Origin of the sequence: Idiomarina rhizosphaerae (assembly GCF_024159085.1) — a bacterium.
Lineage (GTDB): Bacteria > Pseudomonadota > Gammaproteobacteria > Enterobacterales > Alteromonadaceae > Idiomarina > Idiomarina rhizosphaerae.
This window is the reverse complement of record NZ_JAMZDE010000008.1, coordinates 368,507-389,086: the sequence shown is the minus strand read 5'-3', so window position 1 is coordinate 389,086 and position 20,580 is coordinate 368,507. Positions and strand designations below refer to the sequence as shown.

The window sequence follows — 20,580 nt, the reverse complement described above, 5'->3', positions numbered from 1 at the left end:
ACCATGAACACACATCGTCAGCAGCTTCTCACCCTCGGACTCACTGCTCTGTTTACTCTTTCAGCTACAGGCCTTGCCAGCGCACAGGAGGAGTTCAATCAGGCGCAGCGAGAACTGAATATTATGCGCAGCATCTTCGGGGCTGTTCTTGAACCTGATTCCGACACCCGGCGTTTTCTCCGGAATTCCGATCCCGAGTCTCTTTACCTGGCAGGCCAGGGCATGGTCTTTACCTTCGATCTTCAACATGAACGGGATGCCCTGTTTTTGAACAGAGGGCGGAGTGCAGCCCTGTCCATGAGATCCACCGCTGACGGCGGGGTCTCACTCTGGCGGCCGGATGCAGAGATTGCCATTACCCCTGCATTTACTCTGGGAGGACAGGCTATGCCCGGCGGTTCGGAAGAACAGGTCAGGCTCAGGGAGACCATGCAGGAAAAGCAGACGGAACTGCGCGAGCTGCAAAGTGAAATTCAGGATCTGGCCCGAACGCAACGAGAGAATCCGGGTGACAATGCGGAGAAAATGAAGGAACTCCAGCAGCGCCTGCAGGCGCTGAACGCTGAATGGCAGGCACAGCGTAATAGCTACGCGACACTGGTCAAGGAAGAGTGGGAGGCCCTTATGAAGGAACGCAATGCTGAAAAGCGTGAACAGGCCTCGCTGCTGATCAGCACGCTGTGCGATTACGGAAAAACTTTGGATTCACTAGCCTCCGATCAGCATATCACCCTTGTCTTCCGTGACTTCGAGGATAACCGGGACCAAGTGTATGTATTTACTCAGGAAGCGGTTGCTGACTGCAGCAATGCCGAGAACCTGCAACAGAGTGCCGTAAGTTATCAGCTATAATATATACCCAAACATCAGGAGGGGAGAGAGCCTACTCTCTCTCCTGAAGAAAACTGTTCCAACTCGGCTCTCAAGTTCTCCAACTTTTCCGCTACCTACGTCCGGGCATATTTGCCAAAGCCCCCGTGATCGAGGGTTTCGGTCTTCTTTTCCAGAGTGTTAGCAACATCAAGTGCTTCTGCGGCTTGCGTCCAAGCCTTGACGGAGGCAGGGGTCTCCTGCATGAATAAGGCAAACGCTTTTGACACGTTCATGGATGCTTCCTTTGCTTGTTAAGTGCTCAGTCTCCAATACGACTGTATGACTCAAAAGGTATTTCATTCTCTTGCATGAACTCATAAAGCTTCGCTGCATTTTGACCGCTAAAATTCTTTTTTAAGCTCTTAAGTATATTTGAGCCTGAACCAATAGAATTTTGAAATTTTTGGATATTAACAGCCTTTACTGTCCAGCACCATTCGTACTCGGAAGCCCCCAAGGCACCTTCAACTTCTGAGCCTAGATCTTGCCCCTCGAATACCAAATCTCCGTTGTCTTTTATTTCGACTCCAAGATAGCGGTAATTACTTTTAGACTGCTCTTGCCTGAGTATTACTTTCTTCTTTTTGAATATTCCTGACATTCTTGGGTTATCTCATTATGTACTTAACGCCGCGTTCAATGTCTCATCCGTTGTAATGCTTTATTAATTTTAGGTGTCCAACATATCCCATTCGTCACCTAACACCCAACGTAGTGCCGATAACTTGCCATTGATCATCCCCCACTCAAAATCACTCCATGGACCTGTGTCTTCATATTTTCTTTCCACGCGTTCGGCTGACTTAATCGCACCCTCGAGGATATGCTCATGAATTACATCTGAACCATAGCGTTCGCTTCCTTCAGGTATGACTTCAATTTCACCATGCTCGATACCCCACATACGATTTTGGTGGCGGTTGTACCAGACTTTATCAACCAGCTCATCCATAGCGTCCAATATTTCTCTCAAACCCTTAGTTTCTTCTGTATAATCATGCTCAAACTCGAATTCGGCGAGCGAGTCTGGATCAATATGATCGATAGCTGAAGCTAGATTATTGAAATATAAAGAGTTCGAGATTGAGAATATCTCGTCGAAGTCTGCATGCGGCTTTCGATGATCTTTCGAGGAAAAGTCATTGTGATTATGGGTAACGAAAATGCAAGTATCATAGTTATTGTCGAGGCTGCTCAAAAATTCAAAAAACTGCTCAATGATGACAGCGTCCGCGACAGAGTTTTTGCTGATATGAAACGGAGCTTTTTTTTCCAGCCCACGTTGAGCAGCGGCGATTTTAGAACGGTCACTAATTGGAATGACTTTTGCCGATTCAATTAACCTTTCAACTCTATGGATCGTTGCGTAGTTCGCCTCAGTCAAAAGCGGCAATCTTGCATTGATATCATTTAGAACTTCCATGGTCTCGGCTTGCTTTTCACCGGCAAACTCATTTACCACAGCTTTTACCTGTTTGAACTCTTGAGACAATCGTTGAGCAGTTTTCTTCGCCACACTTTCTTTATTTCGCTCATACTCTTCAATAACCAGATCAGCTAAGACCAATTTTACACTGCTTGAGCCCACGAGGTCCTCCAGTGAAGATACGAGGGGGAGATCACTTCTCTTTGTGGAAACATCCAGCAAAACACATGTATCAAGGAAGACGTAGTTCATATAGTCCTTATTCTTTTTTATCTCTCGTCACTCGAGCCGACTCAAGTTAACGCCAATATTCAGCGGCGGCCTTTGCGTAGCGAAGCGCAGAAAAGGCCGTCCGGTGGAGGCCCGCCAGGGCCGGAACGAACTGGAATGACTGGTTAGGCATTTGGGCCATAATCCTTGCCTGCATTCTCTTCAAAACGCCTGAGATGCTTGGTCATTATTTCCACATGTCTTCCAGCGCCTAGCGCTTTTGCAACAAGGATGTGCGATATAAATGTCCTGTACATGTAATTCCATAAGTCACTCGCATGCTCGTCGATGCGCGGCGTCCCAAGCATTCCCTTGATGTGAAACCTTGGCGGGTACCCCCCATATTTGTCCATAATATGAGGGGATGCCCCGTGTACGAAACCTGAGTATGCTTTATTCATTGTTCGGGCCAGCTCGACTCCCCGGCTGGGATCCAAGTCCACACCTTCTATTCTTGCGATGTAAGCCCTGATTTTCTTTCTGGAGACCATCGGGCGTTTTTGCTCCGACGTGAGTGGGTCACCTGAATCGTTAAACTCCTCTTCCCAAAACGAATCGAGGAATTTTTCGTGTAGTTCTGTGATGCTGTCATTCGTGACCGCATAAACGAGAAACAGAATGTCCTCATTTGCCTCATCTAAAACCCGCTGCAATGCGCCTTGCTCGTGAACAAAACCACGCTCAAGCAAGACTAAAGCTGCCCGTAAAGTACTTTGAGCATGCGCCAACTTCTGAATAATGGCCTGATAGATGTCTTTTTCTTGAAAGCGGTAAACTTCGCCGTACGATTTCCGGACAAGCTTGGGCTTTTCCGGCATAGCGTCTTCGAAATCCCTAAACGAGATCTCCATCAGCTCAAAAAGTTTAGCGATATCTTCATCCATGTTTGAGTGCCTAACGCCCCACGCATGCGCGCTAACTTGTGAGCGTCGCAGGGGCCGCAGGCCCCGAATGTCGTGGTTTGTTATGTGCCGTCATTTGCGCGATCTGCTGGATGGTTTACACCATCATTAGTTGGTACATTAGGTATTTTTAAAGGATTAATGCCCTCAAGACAAGCGACATTAAAACCATACTGGGTCGGATTTGACCTGCGTTGATGATGCGTATAGATACCACAGTTGCTACAAAAATAATGCTTGGCTGTTTTTGTATTAAATTGATAGAGCTTTAGCAGGTTTTCACCTTTTAAAATTTTGATGCCGGAGAGCGGAATTGACGCTGCAATCGCGCCTCTTCTTCTACAAAGTGAGCAGTCACAGCGGCGCAAATCAATTAAGCCATCAGGCAGATCAAGCTCAAACTCAACGGCACCACAATGACATGAAGCCTTATGTTTAGCTTCTATAGCAATGCCGTCAACTTCCTTGAGGCTTATAGCCATACTTTGCTCCTTGTAAGCACATAACGCCCAGCTCAGCGGGCAATAGAAGCGCAGCGTAGATTGCTCCGCTGCAGCTGATTGTTATGTGCTGAAACACCTTCTCCGAAGCTGTGTTTATCCCTGTCCCTGCGCATATTCTCGGAGCAGCTCCGGAAACTTTTCCTGCGGCGGAAACTTACAGAAACTATGTTGTGCGCCAGTAATAGCCCATTCCAGCTTTTCATCTGTGTAAGTTTCAATGAATGGCTTGTAGGTTCGAGAGTCCCCTAGCATAGTTGAGCGCACATTGACGAAGTCATCCATGCCTTCGGGTCTTGTGAATAGCCAACTCATACAGTGCCCGCAGAAATAGTGTCGCGTGGTTCCATGCAGCCCACCGATAACAGGCTCTCCAGATATAATTGAAAATGCCGCGCTCGGAAATAGCGAACTTAAACTAAACGCGCTTGACGTCATTTGCTGACATCCAGTGCAATGACAAGCCATTGTGATCATTGGCTTAGCACTAACCTCAAATTCTACCTGCCCGCAACGACAATGACCTTTAACCTTACTTGATGTACTGTTCACTAAAATTTACCTCAAAGTTCAAAATGTTTGGCGCTTTCACCGTTCTCCCGTACAGAGAATGGAAAAGTAACCATGGAGCACATAACATCTATGGACGCTCCCAATTGTGCAAGTAAAATATCGAAGCCAAAAGAGTGTGTTGCAGCCATCTATCCGGGCTCTTGGTGTCGATTATTCGACGGCCCCTGACGGTATTCGCGAACTGGGGCCTAATCATTTGAACGCTCTTTTTAGAGCTATGTTAGGTTCAGGTTTACCCAGTGACGATGTCATCTCTTTGCCTTCTACTTTTTACCTGCGCAACACGGTTGCGAGCTGTTTAACAGGAGTATGACTCCTGATACTTTGTTCCTTTACTTAATAACGCCCACACAATTCTTGCTAATTTATTGGCCAGCGCCACTATCACAACATTCTTATGTCGCCGGCAGAGTAAATCTCTGAGCCACCGGCTTACTGTGCGTTTCGGGTTCAAGTGACGGATAACCGCTCTGGCACCGTGTATTAACATACTGCGTAGGTAACTATCACCGCGCTTACTGATGCCCTGCAATTTGTTTTTACCGCCACTCGAATATTGCTTAGGTACAAGACCTAACCAGGCAGCGAACGCTCTGCCGTTACTAAAACTCTTAATATCACCGAGACTGGCCACCAGCGCGTACGCCGTTAACGGGCCGATACCCGGCACTTCACCCAGCCTTTTACAATCTTCCGCGCTACTGGAGTTTCCGTGAATTTCTGACTCCAGAAGCGCTATATGCTCATCCGTTTCCCAAAGCCTAGAAACCATCACATGAATGTGCCGTCGCAATAGCTCGGGGAGTTGTGATTCAACGGCGCCGTATTCTTCTTTAAGCCAACTCCTGAACTTATGAAGACCGACTGGTGCTATCACGCCGAACTCACCCATCATTGCACGTAGCCGGTTAACCAGCGATGTTCGATCCCGAACCAATCCTCTTCTGTCACGATGCAGAAGCATAAGAGCTTGCTGCTCAACCGACTTTATCGCGACAAAACGCATGCTGGGTCGCACGACCGCTTCACAAATAGCATCCGCATCGGTTGCATCGTTTTTATTCGTCTTCACATAAGGCTTAACGTACTGCGGTGGCATAAGTTTAACTTCATGCCCTAACTGCTCAATCTCTCTCGCCCAATAGTGAGAACTACTGCATGCTTCCATTCCTACAATACATTTGGGAATATTAGCCAGCATAGGTAAAAGCTTAGCTCTACTAACCGAACGGTTGAACAAGCGCTTACCCGAATTATTAGCGGCGCAGACCTGAAACACGTTCTTAGCTAAATCAATTCCAATTACCGATATAACTTTGTCCATTTCGCTCTCCTCAAGACCCTGTTCTTAACAGAACAAGTTTAGTGGGCTTTTAGAGGGGAGCGTCCATACCATTATTTGTATACTGTGCGTGCGCACTTTGTTCTTAACTAAATAGCTGCTTTTTTCTTCGCAACTCTTTAATAACTCAATTTATTTTCAAAAAGCCCACCAAAAACCGGCAAACCAATTTGAGCATGCTCATTTCCATTCTAACGAGTGCACAATATTTAATTTTTCGTTTTTAATTATGTAATTGACTTTAAACGAGTTAAATACACAACACAATAATAAAGTAAGCAATATTGTGGAGGGTAAGTGAGCGTGTACAGTAAGAATCCCACCGGTCATCATTCAAAGTAAAACTGCCGGCCACTATTCGGTTAGTTTGAGAAAGATACGATTTTTGTTTCTGGAACAATGCAGAATTAGTAGCTAACGTAAAAGCCCATTAATTAGGGTTGCTAAGCATTTTTATATCGCAAAGGTCAACTCGCTAGAGGAGCAATAAGTAATGAGACTATTTCTGACTCTGGCTTTATGGGTACCGAGCAGGGCATTTTTGTTACTGACCCAATTAACAAAGACGCGGCTCAATACCTTAAAAAGGAGTTATCAGAACGCTTTGATCAGCGAGTACGTTACCTGGCTTATAGCCATAATCATGTCGACCATACGTTAGGTGGTGAGGTAATGGCTTCAGAAGGTGTTTATAAAACGTTAAATGAGCAGTCAGCGAGGATTAAAGCTCCTCGTTTTTGGCCTTCTCTTTACGCGCTTCCCACCAATGGTAAAGTGCTGAAAAAACGAGCGCTATGATAAAATCCTTAAACTCTGTACTGTGTAGAGTAATTTCACCCGCTTTAAACGATTTGGCGATGGTACCACCAACAAGGTAGGCGCCAATAAAAACCAGCGACAAGTATATGGTCGAAAGTATTTTGTTATCTGTTTTCATATCTGCAACTCATACCATTCTCAGTGTTTCTGAAACCATCCTCGCATGACAGCCAGTGCGGAGTCATCAATACTGTCGCCATTTTCTTTTCGTAGGCCGTGGTCAAGTTCTTCAAAGTACTGATATTTTACATTCTCCGAACTGCTCAGATTTTCTATCATTATATGGGTTTGCTCAGGGTCTACTGAAGCGTCCTGCTCCGACTGAATAATAAGCAGAGGTGTTTTTCCGTGTTCGATGACTTTAGTTTGCTCGAGGGTAAGCATTTCTTTCCACCATTTGTAACCATGCTGACTTGAATTAACAGCGAAGGGCTCTTTTGATGTTTTTACTTGCTCTGCAAAACTGCGAAACTCATTCAGCACCGATGCTGTAACCTCTGCGGGTGTCGATGCTTTTATATTGTGCTCAATGTCGTTCTGAAACGAATTGCCGCCACCATTAAATGCGATAGTGGCGGTAATGCCGGGGAACGCTTCGCGGAGCATCACGGCAATAACGGCTCCTTCACTGCCACCGAGAACGTAAACTGACTGATAATCCTTCTTTTTGTTTAGGTATTCCAGCACCTGTTTAGCGTCACTGACCCGTTGTGAAGGTGAGTCATTGTCGATGTAGGCCTGCGGACAGTCAGAGGTGTGTGGGCTGAGTCCCCATTTCTCAATGAGCAGTACATCAGCGTCGGGTCGTACTTTGGGTAAAACTTCTTTAATAGAATGGTTTTTTAATGAACTCCGGCAGTCAGAACCTTGCAATATAAGCAGTAGATTATTTGCTGGCTTTGCTCTTGAACCAAGGTGATAGGTGATTCTAGAGTCGGGCATTAATTGCCGCTGAAGCGTCTCTGTCTCAAACGTCAATTCTGACGCAGCCGCTGAATAGCCGCTGACGGTCAAAAATGTAAAAGCGAAAAGTAGTAGATTAAAGCTGCGCATGAATTAAATACCGGTTAATTTCTTAATTATAAAAAAGATTATCCGCTAACTGTTTTAATCACAAACCATTCTTTTCGGGTGACCGGGAGCAAATGAGTAAACGCTAAACTACAACTTTTGGTAGCATGCTTTCAAAGTATTTTAGTAACCATAAGCATTGGAATAAACCAACATGACCATAAAGCCGGGTATTTACGAACACTACAAAGGCGGGCGTTACCGCGTTATTGATACTGCTCGCCAAAGCGAAACAGAAGAGTGGATGGTGCTTTATCAGCCCCTTTGACATGTTCGTGGAAACGGTGAACATAGACGGCAATGACGTACCCCGATTCCGTTTTATTGGCAATGAGTAAGGGAAGACAATGAACGAAACCGATAACAAACTCTTTTTAGTTTATGTGGGCGGCACGGCGCCTGGAGCCAACATTGAGTTGCATGATATCCGCTTTGTAGTGGGTCAGAGCATGGAAGAGACCTATCCGGCTATTCGAAAAGGGTGGTTCGGTACGCAAAAAGGACTGCACCTGGATAGCTTTGTTCATTTACACCATGTGGACGGCTACCGCATTCAGCTTACCTCTAAAGCGCCTGAGAAACCTGCGCAAAAACGCTTGTACTTCGTTAACTTCGGTGGTTATTTTCCGAACAAGCTGGTCGAGTATCATGACTTTACTGTGGTGGTCGCAGACTCACCGCAATCTGCAAAGCAACTGGCTCGCGCACAAGTTTCCAAAGCCGGCTTAGCGGACGCTGAGCAAATCCATAAAGATGACTTACTGGCGGTGGACGACTGCTTGTGTGTCGATTTGGTGGATAACCACTATGTGACGCTTGAACTTGACGGTGAAAAACAGCCGCTGGTACCGGACTGGAAAGGGTATCAGCCACTACCGTAACTTTTTTGTCGCTGAAGTTGTTATTTTTGTTTTATATAGTAAGTTGTTAATTGTTTTGATTAAAAATAACACTAAACTCAAGGACAGAAAAATGACAGGAATAATAAAGAAGTCTCTAGTTTTTAGTCTGTTAGCCGCTGTTAGTTTTGCAGTGGCGCCAGTTAAGGCGGAACCCAATGTTAAATTAATGGGGACAAGTGACTGCTTCAGTGGAGAATTTGCCAGCTATGATAGTTGGATGGAAAAGATCGCCAAGATGAATAGTGGCAAGCCTAACGCAGAAAAGTTTATGGATAAGCTTAAAACCGCTTATAAAAAAGAAGACTTTGAAAGTTATCAGCAAAACCTAGATTGCAAAAACGTTATGTATAAAGTCGACGAAGCTGTAGTTCACGCATACTATGTTGCTCCTAAAGGTCAATCAGATCTCCCTGTGATTATCTATAACCGCGGTGGAAATGCGAGTTATGGCGCCTGGACATTTTTCCGCGCATACGGCCAGCTTTTTAGTTTAGCGACAGAAAGTAATGTGGCTATTTTGGCCTCAAGTTACCGGGGATCTCTTCCCAAATTACCCGGTAAAGATGAGTTTGGCGGCGCCGACGTGAATGATGTCGTCGCGTTGCCGCAGTTATTCGAGCACTTTCCGAATGTTAATCCAGAGAACGTTGGCTTATATGGAGGCAGTCGCGGTGGCATGCAATCTCTTTTAGCGGTGAAGAACGGCTTAGACGTTGATGCTATGGTTCTGTATGCGGGCCAGTATGACTTGTTCGAGGGGCAAAAGCATCGTCCGGAAATGGAACGAGTGCATAAAGCTCTTATTCCGAATTATGAACAGAATAAAGAAGAGGAACTGAGAAAACGTTCTGCTGTTTTCTGGATGGACGAAATTGATAACGACATTCCTATTCTGTTAATACATGGCGACAAAGACGAACGTGTTTCAGTGGAGTCCAGTATTGCTTTGGATAAAGTGCTTGAGAAAGAAGGTTTCACCCATAAACTTTCAATATATGAGGGACTAAAACATCGTTCTTTCCCTAAGCAAAAGGAAATAAGAAGCGAAATGATGTCCTGGTTTAGAGCTAACTGGGAATAAACACTTCATCAACGGCATGACCGGTCGTACGAGTTTCATCGTACGGCCGCTACATAAAGCCGGTTTGTCACGATGCTGTCATCGTTTACCACCACCTGAAATATATATCCGTAGTCATCCTCTTCAAGCTTTTCGGCATTACCACAAACCATTACCTTAATAACAATGTTGCGGCAAGTAGTTGGTTATTAGATACGAATATCAATGATAACGATTCGTAATTGTGTTATTTTGATTCCAATATTAACCAAGGGAGTAAAAAAGGTATGAACGTGCGTGTCCTTCCGCTGGCAGCGGCTATAGCAATAGCCTTGAACCCAGTTGCAACATTTGCCGCACCGCAAAGCGCGGAAAAAGAAAAGCCAACCAATGATGAAAATCTTGAGCGGATTAAAGTAACTGGAAAATACACCGTCAGTCAGACTCTTGATTCCGCTACCGGGCTTGGCTTAACACTGCGTGAAACGCCTCAGTCGGTCAGTATTCTTACCGACGAAAGAATGTTTGATCAGAATATCGATACGGTACTTGAAGCGGTAAATAACGCGGTCGGTGTTTCGGCGTCGGAATTGGACAACGTACGTAATACGTTTTATGCCCGTGGATTCGAAATCAGTAACTACCAAATTGACGGAGTTCCCACATCATGGAGTATTGCTGGTGATGCGGGTGAAACCATCGCAGACGTTGCTATTTACGAGCGTATTGAGTTCGTACGCGGAGCGACTGGATTGTTAACGGGGGTTGGTGACCCCTCTGCGTCAATTAACTTAGTCCGTAAGCACGCTACTAGTAAAGAGTTTGAAGGCTATATTAATGCTTCTGTGGGTCGCTGGAACAGTAAGCAGGTAACCGCTGATGTTGGCAGTGCATTAAATGCTAGCGGCAGTATTCGTGGTCGTGCTGTGGTAAAAGTTGATGATAGCGAATCGCATGTCGATTTCTTAGAAGAAAGTAAGGAAGTTTTCTACGGTGTTGTTGAGGCAGATATAACAAATTCTACTTTATTAAGAGTTGGGGGGAGTTATCAACACCATGAGCCTAAGGGCGCTATGTGGGGATTCCTTCCTGCATTTTACTCTGATGGTACCTACACAGACTGGGATGTTTCGAAAACAACCGGAGCTGACTGGACTAACTGGGAAACAACCAGTACCAATTATTTCGTCAACCTGAACCATGTTTTTGATAACGGTTGGGAGCTTCTAGCCAATTATAACGGCTTAAAGGCTGATAAAACATCCAAACTACTTTATATCAACGGAAGTGACCCTGAGAATTTGCTAGACAAAGAAACTGGCACGGGCTTAAAAGCTCAGCGCTATAACAGCGATGGTGAAAATAGTCAGAATAGCTTTGACGTGCAATTAAAAGTGCAATTCTCAGGTTTTGGTCGTTTACATGACCTTGTAATTGGTGCCTTATACAGTGAACATGACAAATTCGCGCACACTTTTAATCCGCAACCACTAGGTGGTGATGGCACTTACGATCAGGTGCCGGTCGGCAATTTTTATGAGTGGCCTAACATAGAGGAACCTCAGTGGGCGGATGAGCCTATTCCAGGAGAAGATACTGCTACTGAAGAAAAAGGCTTTTATGCGGCTACTCGCTTGTCACTTTCTGACAGCTTAAAATTTGTTGTTGGTGGCCGTGTTTCAAGCTGGGATCGTGATGGGATTAGTTACGGAACGGTTGTTGACTATGGTGACTCTGGAGTTTTTGTTCCTTACGCAGGGTTGCTTTATGACTTAACTGATAATCACCGTTTATATGCGAGTTTTACAGAGATTTTTAATCCTCAGAATCGTAAAGACACTAATGGAGAGTTTCTGGATCCTTTAGAAGGTCAAAGTAATGAGTTAGGACTTAAAAGTACTTTCTTAAATGACCGACTGCATACTTCAATTGCCGTTTTCAAAATAGAGCAAGATAACCTGGCTGTTGTCGATCCAAATCATGAGGCAACACCAGAACTGCAAACCGCTTACATTGCTGAACAAGGTACCGAGAGCACAGGGTTTGAAGCTGAGATCGTTGGTCAACCCGTTGATGGCTGGAATATTTCTGCCGGATATTCCCAGCATGAAGCAGAAAACGCCAATGGAATGCTGGTAAACACGGATACTCCAGATAAGCTGTTCAAGTTGTTTACTACCTATCAGTTTGTTGAGCTTTTGCCTGAGCTGACTATTGGTGGTGGTGCGAACTGGCAGGGAGATGTTTATTCGACTGGAAGGAACCCCGCTACTCTTGAAACGGAAACATTCACTCAGGACGCGTATTGGTTAGTGAACCTGATGGCACGTTACAAGTTATCAGATAACATGAGCTTACAACTTAACGTAGCGAACTTATTTGATGAGAAATATTACAGTCAGGCTGGGTTTGCCTATGGTTACCGCTACGGTACACCACGCGATTACACTTTGAGCTTTAATTATAAGTTTTAAGTGACTGAAAATAATGAGCCGGTGCCTTCAAAAGCACCGGTTTTTTTATGCCTTGCGTTTGCGTTGCTGTTGAACCGCTAATAGCGCGGAAATAAGCAGTGAGGCGAAAGTCAGAATACCAAACCAGACCAGTATTCCGTCTACAGGGTTTGGCATTAAGCTTGTGCCGGCCAGAGCAAGACTGAGCAATATAAAGCCTGCAATTTTATAGATCCGCTCGGCACGCTGGCTCAATGGCTTCAAATGAAATAGCTTGCGGTGGCGCGCTGTAACAATGCATAGGAGCCAAAAGCCCGCTAAGCTAAGCAACCAAATGACAGCTGATATCATGATGTTACCTCAGTTTCCGCTGGTTTCCCTGCGTTATGAGACTGCAGCTGGATAAAACTAAAAGACAGGGCAACTCCGCATAACAACAGTATGAGACTTGTTTTCAGTAACTTGCGAGTAGCAATAATCCACATAACCAGACCGCAGTAGACGCCAAAGCTCAGTAGCATCATCCACATTAAGCTTGTGGCTTTATTCCAGCCAAAAGCCCATAAAAACAGTTCAGGCGTGAAGACTGTAACAATAAGTGTAAAGATAAACCCACCGACTGTTGCTAGCAGAACTCGATAACTTACGGACAGTTTAGACGGCGCATTTGCTATTTTATCTTTCAACATCGTTTTGCGTCTCCTTTGAATTCCATTTGCGGAACAGGTACCAAGTGAGTCCTAAAAACGCGGCTGCCGTTAAAATGAAACTGGTATCCATGCCAAATAAAGGCCAGTCGCGCGGATACTGATAATTCAGAAGGTGCCGGTCGACAGTAATAAAGCTGATAAAAGGCAAGCTTAGGTAGGCAAGACCATTAAGCAGTGCGCCGTCTCGCCAGGTTTTTTTGGCGCCGCGAAGCAGCGGGTAGCAGACCATTAACAACCAGCCAAAGAAGAACCAGGCAATTTCAAGTTCAGCCCGGTTATCGGCAGAGATGGGGAGCAAACGATTACTCAGGAAGTAGGTGGCAACGGCAAGTGGAAGGCCCATAATAAAGCCTGCGTTTAACCCGCTTACTAAGTAATGGCCGAATGACAGGTTGCCACTGGCTTGCAGTTTCTTTTTGCGTTTTTCAAACCATAAAACTAAGCCTGTGGCTATCATCAAGGTGCCCATAATTCCTGAGAAGAAATACAGCCAACGCAGCTGAGTATCGGCAAAGCGACCGGCGTGCAGGCCTATCATGGTGCGCCGTGTCAGTTCTGCGCTATTTTTTACAGGCTGGACATGTAACTGCTCACCAGTTACGGCTGAATAAGTCAGCGTCGTATAGTCTGACATAAGCGATTGGGTTGGCGCTTCGTAGAAAGTGACGGTGGCATTCGTATCTCCGGGATGACTAATTTGAGCTAAACGAATGGGGTTGCCCTTTATGTCTTCCCGCGCTTTAAAATAAAGTGCCTGCAAGTCAGCTAAATTTGCGCTTTCACCACTTGCCTGTAGCTTAGGGGGTTGGGACTGTAGGTCGTTAAAAAACTCACCCCTGTCGCCATAGCTTAACGACACGGCCGAGGACATATACATCAGCATGAGTGTCACCAGGCCGGTGTAGGTGATCATAAAATGAAAAGGCAAAGCGAATACCGACGTAATAGTATGTCCGTCGAGCCAGCTGCGCGGGCCTTTACCTGCCTGAAAGGTGAAAAAGTCTTTGAATATTTTTTTATGTATGACCACGCCGGTAACTATGGCTATCAGCATAAGCATGGCACATATACCTACCAGCCAGCGGGCAATAAATACCGGCATATAGTGAAGATCAAAATGAAAGCGATAAAGGAAGTTGCCGCCGCGGGTTTCACGTTGCTCAATTTTTTTACCATCACCATCAAGAACGGCGAACTCAAAACCACGACCATTACTGGCATTAGGGTCACGCCAAAAAATAGTGGTAATGGGAGAGCGCTCATCGGGCAAAGTAATGGACCAGCCCGGTGAATCAGGGGCTTGTTTTTCAAGGTAGTCTTGTGCTTGTGCAACCGCCTTTTCGGGCGTTGCATGTTGCTTTACATCGGGCAGCATCCATTGTGTAATCTCGAACTGGAAATAGGCTAATGTTCCGGTCAGAAAAACCGCAAACAGTATCCAGCCTACAACTAATCCAGCCCACGTATGGAGCCAGGTCATACTGTCTCTGAATCGTGCTTTCATAATAGTAAAAGTGATTTTTTAGTTTTTGTCAGAGCAGTATTAAACCACAAAATGCATTTTAATGAAAACCATTATCATTTGCGTTATCGGTGTATAGTTTAACTTTTTGGAGACTTTATATGGTTGCTAAAGCGAACGAAGTTATCGAATTCTGGTTCAATGAGCTGACGCCAAAGCAATGGTTCGTCAAAAGTGACGAGCTGGATAAATCGATTAAGAAGCGGTTTTCTGACACCCTGGAAGCCGCTGGAGAAGGGGAACTTTGGCATTGGCGTGCTACTGAAAAAGGGCGTTTAGCAGAAATTATTGTACTCGATCAATTTTCGCGCAATATCTATCGGGATACGCCGAAAGCCTTTGCACAGGACACTATAGCTTTGGTGCTGGCGCAGGAAGCTGTAGCTCAATGTGCAGACGAATCGTTAGAATCTCATGAGAAATCTTTTTTATACATGCCCTATATGCACAGTGAATCGAAGCTGATTCACAAGCAGGCTATTGAGCTTTTTGACCAGCCAGGTCTTGAAAATAACTATCAGTTTGAAGTGAAGCATAAAGAAATTATTGATCGCTTTGGCCGTTACCCACACCGAAATGCCATATTGGGTCGTGAATCCACCCCTGTAGAGGAAGCCTTCCTTAAGCAGCCGGGGTCGAGCTTTTAAGTTTGTCGCCAGATTCAGCCTTTTGCTCTCAAATTTTCACCGTGAGCGCTTTCTGTAAGGTAAACTGCGAAAAATTTTGAGAAGGGATAACTCCGTCAATGAAGACTTTTAAGCTCGCGTTTCTTTCTGTGGTTGTTTCAGGTGCTTTGTTTAACTCCGCGCAGGTAGCTGCGCACGATGGTATTGAACGAATATTAGTTTCTGGGCATCAGGCGAATTTGCTGGGGCAGGCCATGTCGGCTTCTGAAGGTGTGCTGGGGCAACCTGAAATAGAAATTCGGCCTATGTTGCGTACCGGCGAGTTAATGGAACTGATTCCGGGAATGAGTGCGACTCAGCACAGTGGCAGCGGCAAAGCGAACCAGTACTTTTTACGTGGCTTCAACCTCGACCACGGCACTGATTTCGCCACTTATATTGATGGTATGCCGGTTAATATGCCAACTCATGGACACGGTCACGGCTATACCGATATTAACTTTCTTATTCCTGAGCTGATTGAACAGGTGACCTATCAGAAAGGTTCTTATCACGGTGATGTGGGCGACTTTTCCAGCGCCGGTAGTGTGGGCTTCAGTACCCAAATGAAGCGGAAAAAAGGCCTTGCAAAAGTGAGCCTGGGTGAAGACGCCTACCAGCGCGTTTTGCTGGCTGACAGCGTTTCTCAGAACAGTACTAACACGACATTATACGGGCTTGAGTACCAGACTTATGATGGCCCCTGGACGGATATTGACGAGGACGTTGATAAAATCAATGCGATCGTACGTCACAGCATCCGTACTTCTGAGGGCGTGCTTACCTTTGGAGCTATGGGTTACGAGAATGAGTGGAACAGTGCTGATCAAATTCCCTCACGGGCGGTAAGCCAGGGCATTATTGATGAGCTGGGTTCTATTGATGATACTCTGGGCGGAAAAACGCACCGCTACAGCGTCAATGCCATTTACACAACGGCCGATTACGCGCTAACTACCTATATTATCGACTACGATTTGTCGTTATTCTCAAACTTCACCTATTACCTTGATGATCCTGTGCTGGGTGACCAGTTTGAGCAAGTTGATGACAGAAAAATTTACGGAGCATCAGGTAGTTGGCATCCGGATAACAACCTGACTTTAGGCTTCTCAACCCGCTACGACGATATTGGCGAAGTCGGCCTGCACAGGTCACAACAGCGGGAGCGACTGGGTACGGTAAGAAGCGACAAGGTTAATGAATGGAGCACCGGCGTTTATGCCAGTTACGACTATCAGTGGACTAGCAGGCTGAGAACGAACCTTTCATTGCGTTATGACTACTTTGATTTTGAGGTTAACTCCTTAGTTGATACTAATATCTATAACGTGGCACTTGCTCCGAACAACGGTGAAACTTCGGATGACCTCTGGTCTTTTAAAGGAAGTGCGAACTATTTATTAACTGACGACGCGGAGTTGTACCTGTCAGCCGGGCAGGGCTTTCATTCCAACGATGCAAGAGGCACGGTGACAAGTGTTGATCCGAATAATGGCGACGCCGTTGATTCGGTTGATCCGTTGGTCAGAACCTTTGGTTACGAAGTTGGTGTGCGCTGGCGGCCTAGTGCGAAATTTAACAGTTCACTGGCACTGTGGTCATTAGAACAAGACAGCGAATTATTGTTTGTGGGAGACGCCGGTAATACAGAAGCCAGCCGTCCATCAAAACGACAGGGTATCGAATTGGCTGCCTATTACAATTACAGTGACCAGCTAAGTTTTGATCTGGAATACGCCTATACCGATGCTAAGTTTGATGACAGCAATGTGCTTGAACAGGAAATACCCGGTGCTATGGAGGACATTCTTCAGCTGGGCGTGACAAAACGCTTTGATGACAACTGGTTTTCAACAGTGCGTTTGCGCTATTTAGGAGAGCGTCCTTTGGTTGAAGATAACTCAGAGCGTTCTGACAGCTCGACCGTTGTAAACTTTTTGCTGGGCAAAAAGTGGAACGCATGGGCGCTGAACTTACAGGTTCTTAATGTGTTTGACAGCAATGATCATGACATAGACTACTTTTACGCATCGCGGTTGCCGGGCGAGCCGGCAACCGGTGTGGAAGACTTGCATTATCATATAATGGAGCCAAGAACCGTTCGCTTTGAACTGTCGTACGAGTTTTAAACCTTATTTTATATTTTCAATCAGCTGTGAAAGCGAGCTTACGGTAATGGTAGGCTCGATTCCCCACGGGTCAAACTGAGCCTCTTTAGTCCGTTTTACCCAGGCGGTTTTCCAGCCAGCGGCGTTAGCCCCGATAATGTCAAAACTGTTACTGGAGATAAGCCAGGTGCTCTCGGCCTGACCGCCCGTTTTATCAAGAAAATGTTGATAGACTTCCGGGTCAGGCTTGAAGCTTTTAATGTCTTTGCAGCTTATAACGTCATTAAAATAGCTGCTCAATTCGGCTTTCTCCAGTAACCCGGAAACGGCCTCCTGGCTGCCATTGGAAAAAGCAAAGCAACCCATGCCCGATAAGCTCAACTTGCTAAGTGCCGCCCTGGCATCATCAAATGCAGGCAGACGAGTATAGGTATCGAGCAAGTTTTCTTTTTGCTCTTCATTTAAAGGTGAACCATATTCGTTGTTGGTAAACTCCAGGGCTTCCTTAGTGCAAACTGCAAAGTCCTGATATTGCCGCATAAGTCCTCGACGAAACGAATATTCTAATTGCTTATCACGCCAACGACTCGAAAAACTCTCTGCTTTGTCTGTGCCAAGGTATGAACTTAATGTTGAAACCACACTTTGCGCGTCGATAAGCGTGCCATAAACGTCAAAAGCCAAATTCGTCAAAACTACACTCCAGCTACTTAAAATACAGATTCTTCTTCTACGAAAAAAACTCCAATTTAGCTCGCTTTAATTTGTTGGAGTATGTCATCGGCGAGGTGCCGTTAGCGACGTTGTTTTTACGGACGAAAGATAAAGCCAGAAATTTCTGGTTTGGTGTTACCATTAGCTTCTAAATTGTCGGCAGGTAAGGCATTATTATTCAGTGCCTTACCTGTTCTGAACTCTCTGGATAGAAGATATGGACATCAAAACGTTTGCAAAGGAACTGTGGTTATTTGGTGTAAAACAAGCTTACGCCTGTGTTTTTGGTGGCTTTTTACTGGCACTCATGCTGATAACCAAGTTCTGGTATCCGCTGGAAGCATTACATCGTTACGACTTCATTTTCCTGGCCGCCATCGGCTTTCAAATTCTTCTGTTAGTATTCAGGCTTGAGACTCTGCGTGAATGCGTTGTCATTCTGGTGTTCCATATTGTAGCAACGGTAATGGAGCTGTTTAAAACCTCGGACGCAATAGGTGCCTGGGTTTATCCTGAAGACTATGTATTTGGTATTGCCAACGTCCCTTTATTTACAGGGTTTATGTATAGTGCCGTTGGCAGCTATATTGCCCGGGTCTGGCGCATCTTCGAATTTGAATATTCTTATTATCCACCCAAGAGCCTCACTTTGGTTTTAGTGACGCTGGTTTATATCAATTTTTTCAGTCATCACTATATTTGGGATATGCGCTGGATTTTAGTCGCCTTTACTTTTTTTCTGTTTTATCGGACCGCTATTTACTACAAAATTAATAGAACGCATCGCAGTATGCCTCTTTTAGTAGGATGGTTTCTGGTTGCGCTATTTATCTGGTTTGCTGAAAATATTGCCACTTATGCCAATATTTGGATTTATCCGAACCAGGCCAGCGAGTGGCAAATGGTGCCGCTGGCCAAATTAAGCTCCTGGTTTTTATTGATGCTACTGAGCTTCGTATTAGTTGCTTCAATTAATAAAATTAAAATACGCAGAAAAAACGAAGCGATATAAACAGACTACAAGGAAGTGCCATGAGGTTTTCTATTTCTCATATTATGGCTGGGGCGACAGCTGTTTTTGTTGGCTACAGCAGTGCGGTTGTTTTAATTCTCGAAGCAGTAAAAAGCCTCAATGGCTCGGCCGCGTTGCAGAGTTCCTGGTTGCTGGCTTTAGGCTTAGCTATGGGGTTAAGCAGTATTATTCTGTCGTGGCGATATAAAGCCCCGATATTGACTGCATGGTCCACACCGGGTGTTGCACTGCTCATTATCGCACTTGCCGGTGTTTCAGTCGCTGAAGCGGTTGGCATTTTTATTTTTTCGTCAGGTTTAATTTTACTTAGCGGCCTAAGCGGCATTTCTGACCGACTTTTAAAATACATTCCGGTCGAAATAGCGGCGGCTATATTGGCCGGCATTTTACTTAAGTTTGTGCTGGCTTTAGTTCCTGCCTTTGATAATCAACCTTTAATTACCGCAACCTTAGTCATTGTTTATTTTGTGATGCGGAAGCTTACACCTAAGCTGGTTTTTTTCTGGGTGTTGCTGGCTGCAGTGGGCTTGCCGGTGCTGACAAAGCAATTTGATACAAGCCAGTTGATAGTCTCCGCTCCCGACTGGGTCTGGGTATGGCCTGAATTCAACTTCTCTTTACTGGTTGGGGTTGGCATTCCTTTGTATGTTGTCACTATGGTTTCGCAGAACCTGCCGGGCATTATGATGCTGCGCAGTAACGGCTATGCGGTGCCGCTATCTCCGCTGTTACGAGTGACTGGGTTATTCGGCGTTATTATGGCTCCACTCGGGGTTTTCGCGATAAACCTGGCCGCAATTACCGCCGCTATTTGTCAAACCTCAGATGCCGATACCGATCGTAGTCAGCGTTATAAAGCGGCTATAGCAGCGGGCGTATTCTATATTATTGCCGGGCTTGCCGGCTCATTAATTGTTGGATTGTTTCTGGCTTTACCAACCGAAGCAACGTCGGCCCTGGCTGGTTTAGCTCTGTTACCGGTGCTTGCGGTTAACTTTCGGCAGGCGTTTAGTCATGAGGAGACTTTGCTTGCTTCGGTTATGGCTTTTATTGTTACAGCATCTGGCGTCAATTTCTTAGGTATTAATAGTTCATTTTGGGGCTTGTTAATTGGTTTAGTCGGGTATTATTTTCTGAGTAATGTCAGCAGGGAAAAGTAGATGAAAAAATTTATTTTATTAAGTGCATTCATATTATCTGGTGCAGCATTCGGAGATACGCTGACAACAGAACACTATATTGTTGAAATTGAACGTCACTGTCAGGAAGGCTCTGTTACGTGCGATAACGTGAGTTATGTCGGTGTGTCAAAAGCATCAGGTAACCGCATAGAGCTAAAAGGCAAAACACTTCACTCACTTTGTGCTGACGGAGTGACACCTTGCCGCTTTCAGGGGTATCAATTTAAAAACGGGAATACGACTTATAAAGTCTTTGAATCAGGTTTGCTTCAGGTTATTCAAAATAATCAAGATGTTCTGGTGGAAGAGCAGGGCAACTGGTCATACTAAATAAGCAGTTAATTTACTTATTAGTGTAAAGAATCCGTTAAGGCTCGATGAGTGTATTGAGCCAAGATTTAATACTGCTTATCATATGATGTTATTCATATTCATTTATAAATTTAAAGGAAG

23 protein-coding genes are annotated in these 20,580 nt (G+C 45.2%); 11 read left to right on the top strand and 12 right to left on the bottom strand.

Annotation, left to right across the window (positions count from 1 at the left end; all coding sequences use genetic code 11):
- Positions 1-3: 3 nt before the first annotated feature.
- Positions 4-852, top strand: a complete 849-nt coding sequence (locus NJR55_RS12205; RefSeq protein ID WP_253620198.1) for an OmpH family outer membrane protein — start codon at positions 4-6, stop codon at positions 850-852.
- 95 nt (positions 853-947) lie between these two features.
- Here the strand turns inward: NJR55_RS12205 and NJR55_RS12200 are convergent, their stop codons facing one another.
- The 7 genes from NJR55_RS12200 to NJR55_RS12170 all read right to left on the bottom strand — a co-directional run bounded on the left by NJR55_RS12200 (position 948) and on the right by NJR55_RS12170 (position 5,868).
- A complete protein-coding gene (locus NJR55_RS12200) occupies positions 948-1,106 on the bottom strand; it encodes a hypothetical protein (protein ID WP_253620197.1) in 159 nt (52 codons plus the stop codon).
- Positions 1,107-1,132: 26 nt separating this feature from the next.
- On the bottom strand, positions 1,133-1,474 hold the full coding sequence (locus NJR55_RS12195; RefSeq protein WP_253620196.1) for a hypothetical protein: 342 nt from the start codon (positions 1,472-1,474) through the stop codon (positions 1,133-1,135).
- Between the two features lie 69 nt (positions 1,475-1,543).
- Positions 1,544-2,551, bottom strand: coding sequence for a PIN domain-containing protein (locus NJR55_RS12190; RefSeq protein WP_253620195.1), 1,008 nt, complete (start codon positions 2,549-2,551; stop codon positions 1,544-1,546).
- A gap of 143 nt (positions 2,552-2,694) precedes the next feature.
- Complete coding sequence (locus tag NJR55_RS12185; protein WP_253620194.1) at positions 2,695-3,453, bottom strand: hypothetical protein; 759 nt, start codon at positions 3,451-3,453, stop codon at positions 2,695-2,697.
- A gap of 80 nt (positions 3,454-3,533) precedes the next feature.
- Positions 3,534-3,953 (bottom strand): GFA family protein, encoded by a 420-nt coding sequence (locus NJR55_RS12180; protein WP_253620193.1) that lies wholly within the window; start codon positions 3,951-3,953, stop codon positions 3,534-3,536.
- 114 nt (positions 3,954-4,067) lie between these two features.
- The gene (locus NJR55_RS12175; RefSeq protein ID WP_476733802.1) at positions 4,068-4,523 is read right to left on the bottom strand and encodes a GFA family protein; all 456 of its coding nucleotides are present in this window, start codon (positions 4,521-4,523) and stop codon (positions 4,068-4,070) included.
- Between the two features lie 319 nt (positions 4,524-4,842).
- The gene (locus NJR55_RS12170; RefSeq protein WP_253620192.1) at positions 4,843-5,868 is read right to left on the bottom strand and encodes an IS110 family RNA-guided transposase; all 1,026 of its coding nucleotides are present in this window, start codon (positions 5,866-5,868) and stop codon (positions 4,843-4,845) included.
- A 537-nt stretch (positions 5,869-6,405) separates the two neighbouring features.
- On the opposite strand from NJR55_RS12170, the gene NJR55_RS12165 reads away from it, so the two are divergent.
- Positions 6,406-6,684 (top strand): MBL fold metallo-hydrolase, encoded by a 279-nt coding sequence (locus NJR55_RS12165; RefSeq protein WP_253620191.1) that lies wholly within the window; start codon positions 6,406-6,408, stop codon positions 6,682-6,684.
- 159 nt (positions 6,685-6,843) lie between these two features.
- Here NJR55_RS12165 and NJR55_RS12160 read toward each other — a convergent pair whose 3' ends face one another.
- Positions 6,844-7,647 carry a serine aminopeptidase domain-containing protein gene (locus NJR55_RS12160; RefSeq protein WP_253620190.1) on the bottom strand — a complete coding sequence of 268 codons (804 nt, stop codon included), beginning with the start codon at positions 7,645-7,647 and terminating at the stop codon, positions 6,844-6,846.
- Between the two features lie 283 nt (positions 7,648-7,930).
- Between NJR55_RS12160 and NJR55_RS13805 the strand changes: the two genes are divergently transcribed.
- The 4 genes from NJR55_RS13805 (at position 7,931) to NJR55_RS12140 (ending at position 12,212) form a co-directional block, all read left to right on the top strand.
- A complete protein-coding gene (locus NJR55_RS13805; protein ID WP_420844467.1) occupies positions 7,931-8,044 on the top strand; it encodes a DUF1653 domain-containing protein in 114 nt (37 codons plus the stop codon).
- 79 nt (positions 8,045-8,123) lie between these two features.
- Positions 8,124-8,657 (top strand): DUF1543 domain-containing protein, encoded by a 534-nt coding sequence (locus NJR55_RS12150; RefSeq protein ID WP_253620189.1) that lies wholly within the window; start codon positions 8,124-8,126, stop codon positions 8,655-8,657.
- Positions 8,658-8,748: 91 nt separating this feature from the next.
- A complete protein-coding gene (locus NJR55_RS12145) occupies positions 8,749-9,759 on the top strand; it encodes an alpha/beta hydrolase family protein (protein WP_253620188.1) in 1,011 nt (336 codons plus the stop codon).
- Between the two features lie 266 nt (positions 9,760-10,025).
- Positions 10,026-12,212, top strand: coding sequence for a TonB-dependent siderophore receptor (locus NJR55_RS12140; protein WP_253620187.1), 2,187 nt, complete (start codon positions 10,026-10,028; stop codon positions 12,210-12,212).
- A gap of 45 nt (positions 12,213-12,257) precedes the next feature.
- Here the strand turns inward: NJR55_RS12140 and NJR55_RS12135 are convergent, their stop codons facing one another.
- Genes NJR55_RS12135 through NJR55_RS12125 form a run of 3 tightly spaced genes read right to left on the bottom strand, consistent with a single transcriptional unit; the run spans position 12,258 to position 14,381 of the window.
- Entirely contained in the window at positions 12,258-12,542 is a 285-nt protein-coding gene (locus NJR55_RS12135) for a DUF3325 family protein (protein ID WP_253620186.1), read from the bottom strand.
- Entirely contained in the window at positions 12,539-12,880 is a 342-nt protein-coding gene (locus tag NJR55_RS12130) for a hypothetical protein (RefSeq protein ID WP_253620185.1), read from the bottom strand. The genes NJR55_RS12135 and NJR55_RS12130 overlap by 4 nt, the downstream gene beginning before the upstream one ends.
- A complete protein-coding gene (locus NJR55_RS12125; RefSeq protein WP_253620184.1) occupies positions 12,867-14,381 on the bottom strand; it encodes a PepSY-associated TM helix domain-containing protein in 1,515 nt (504 codons plus the stop codon). The genes NJR55_RS12130 and NJR55_RS12125 overlap by 14 nt, the downstream gene beginning before the upstream one ends.
- A 143-nt stretch (positions 14,382-14,524) precedes the next feature.
- Between NJR55_RS12125 and NJR55_RS12120 the strand changes: the two genes are divergently transcribed.
- Positions 14,525-15,070: a DUF924 family protein gene (locus NJR55_RS12120; protein WP_253620183.1), complete on the top strand. Its 546-nt coding sequence runs from the start codon at positions 14,525-14,527 to the stop codon at positions 15,068-15,070.
- A 98-nt stretch (positions 15,071-15,168) separates the two neighbouring features.
- A complete protein-coding gene (locus tag NJR55_RS12115) occupies positions 15,169-17,220 on the top strand; it encodes a TonB-dependent receptor (RefSeq protein ID WP_253620182.1) in 2,052 nt (683 codons plus the stop codon).
- Positions 17,221-17,223: 3 nt separating this feature from the next.
- Here NJR55_RS12115 and NJR55_RS12110 read toward each other — a convergent pair whose 3' ends face one another.
- Entirely contained in the window at positions 17,224-17,892 is a 669-nt protein-coding gene (locus NJR55_RS12110; protein ID WP_253620181.1) for a haloacid dehalogenase type II, read from the bottom strand.
- 238 nt (positions 17,893-18,130) lie between these two features.
- On the opposite strand from NJR55_RS12110, the gene NJR55_RS12105 reads away from it, so the two are divergent.
- The 3 genes from NJR55_RS12105 to NJR55_RS12095 are packed head-to-tail and all read left to right on the top strand — an operon-like array spanning position 18,131 to position 20,457.
- Positions 18,131-18,925, top strand: coding sequence for a DUF817 domain-containing protein (locus tag NJR55_RS12105; RefSeq protein WP_253620180.1), 795 nt, complete (start codon positions 18,131-18,133; stop codon positions 18,923-18,925).
- Between the two features lie 20 nt (positions 18,926-18,945).
- Positions 18,946-20,106 carry a benzoate/H(+) symporter BenE family transporter gene (locus NJR55_RS12100; RefSeq protein ID WP_253620179.1) on the top strand — a complete coding sequence of 387 codons (1,161 nt, stop codon included), beginning with the start codon at positions 18,946-18,948 and terminating at the stop codon, positions 20,104-20,106.
- Positions 20,107-20,457, top strand: a complete 351-nt coding sequence (locus NJR55_RS12095; RefSeq protein WP_253620178.1) for a hypothetical protein — start codon at positions 20,107-20,109, stop codon at positions 20,455-20,457.
- The last annotated feature ends 123 nt before the right edge of the window (positions 20,458-20,580 follow it).

Coding starts and splice junctions, on each gene's coding strand:
- NJR55_RS12205 (WP_253620198.1), top strand. CDS start 4: ATGAACACACATCGTCAGCAGCTTCTCACCCTCGGACTCACTGCTCTG.
- NJR55_RS12200 (WP_253620197.1), bottom strand. CDS start 1,106: ATGAACGTGTCAAAAGCGTTTGCCTTATTCATGCAGGAGACCCCTGCC.
- NJR55_RS12195 (WP_253620196.1), bottom strand. CDS start 1,474: ATGTCAGGAATATTCAAAAAGAAGAAAGTAATACTCAGGCAAGAGCAG.
- NJR55_RS12190 (WP_253620195.1), bottom strand. CDS start 2,551: ATGAACTACGTCTTCCTTGATACATGTGTTTTGCTGGATGTTTCCACA.
- NJR55_RS12185 (WP_253620194.1), bottom strand. CDS start 3,453: ATGGATGAAGATATCGCTAAACTTTTTGAGCTGATGGAGATCTCGTTT.
- NJR55_RS12180 (WP_253620193.1), bottom strand. CDS start 3,953: ATGGCTATAAGCCTCAAGGAAGTTGACGGCATTGCTATAGAAGCTAAA.
- NJR55_RS12170 (WP_253620192.1), bottom strand. CDS start 5,868: ATGGACAAAGTTATATCGGTAATTGGAATTGATTTAGCTAAGAACGTG.
- NJR55_RS12165 (WP_253620191.1), top strand. CDS start 6,406: ATGGGTACCGAGCAGGGCATTTTTGTTACTGACCCAATTAACAAAGAC.
- NJR55_RS12160 (WP_253620190.1), bottom strand. CDS start 7,647: ATGCCCGACTCTAGAATCACCTATCACCTTGGTTCAAGAGCAAAGCCA.
- NJR55_RS13805 (WP_420844467.1), top strand. CDS start 7,931: ATGACCATAAAGCCGGGTATTTACGAACACTACAAAGGCGGGCGTTAC.
- NJR55_RS12150 (WP_253620189.1), top strand. CDS start 8,124: ATGAACGAAACCGATAACAAACTCTTTTTAGTTTATGTGGGCGGCACG.
- NJR55_RS12145 (WP_253620188.1), top strand. CDS start 8,749: ATGACAGGAATAATAAAGAAGTCTCTAGTTTTTAGTCTGTTAGCCGCT.
- NJR55_RS12140 (WP_253620187.1), top strand. CDS start 10,026: ATGAACGTGCGTGTCCTTCCGCTGGCAGCGGCTATAGCAATAGCCTTG.
- NJR55_RS12135 (WP_253620186.1), bottom strand. CDS start 12,542: ATGATATCAGCTGTCATTTGGTTGCTTAGCTTAGCGGGCTTTTGGCTC.
- NJR55_RS12130 (WP_253620185.1), bottom strand. CDS start 12,880: ATGTTGAAAGATAAAATAGCAAATGCGCCGTCTAAACTGTCCGTAAGT.
- NJR55_RS12125 (WP_253620184.1), bottom strand. CDS start 14,381: ATGACCTGGCTCCATACGTGGGCTGGATTAGTTGTAGGCTGGATACTG.
- NJR55_RS12120 (WP_253620183.1), top strand. CDS start 14,525: ATGGTTGCTAAAGCGAACGAAGTTATCGAATTCTGGTTCAATGAGCTG.
- NJR55_RS12115 (WP_253620182.1), top strand. CDS start 15,169: ATGAAGACTTTTAAGCTCGCGTTTCTTTCTGTGGTTGTTTCAGGTGCT.
- NJR55_RS12105 (WP_253620180.1), top strand. CDS start 18,131: ATGGACATCAAAACGTTTGCAAAGGAACTGTGGTTATTTGGTGTAAAA.
- NJR55_RS12100 (WP_253620179.1), top strand. CDS start 18,946: ATGAGGTTTTCTATTTCTCATATTATGGCTGGGGCGACAGCTGTTTTT.
- NJR55_RS12095 (WP_253620178.1), top strand. CDS start 20,107: ATGAAAAAATTTATTTTATTAAGTGCATTCATATTATCTGGTGCAGCA.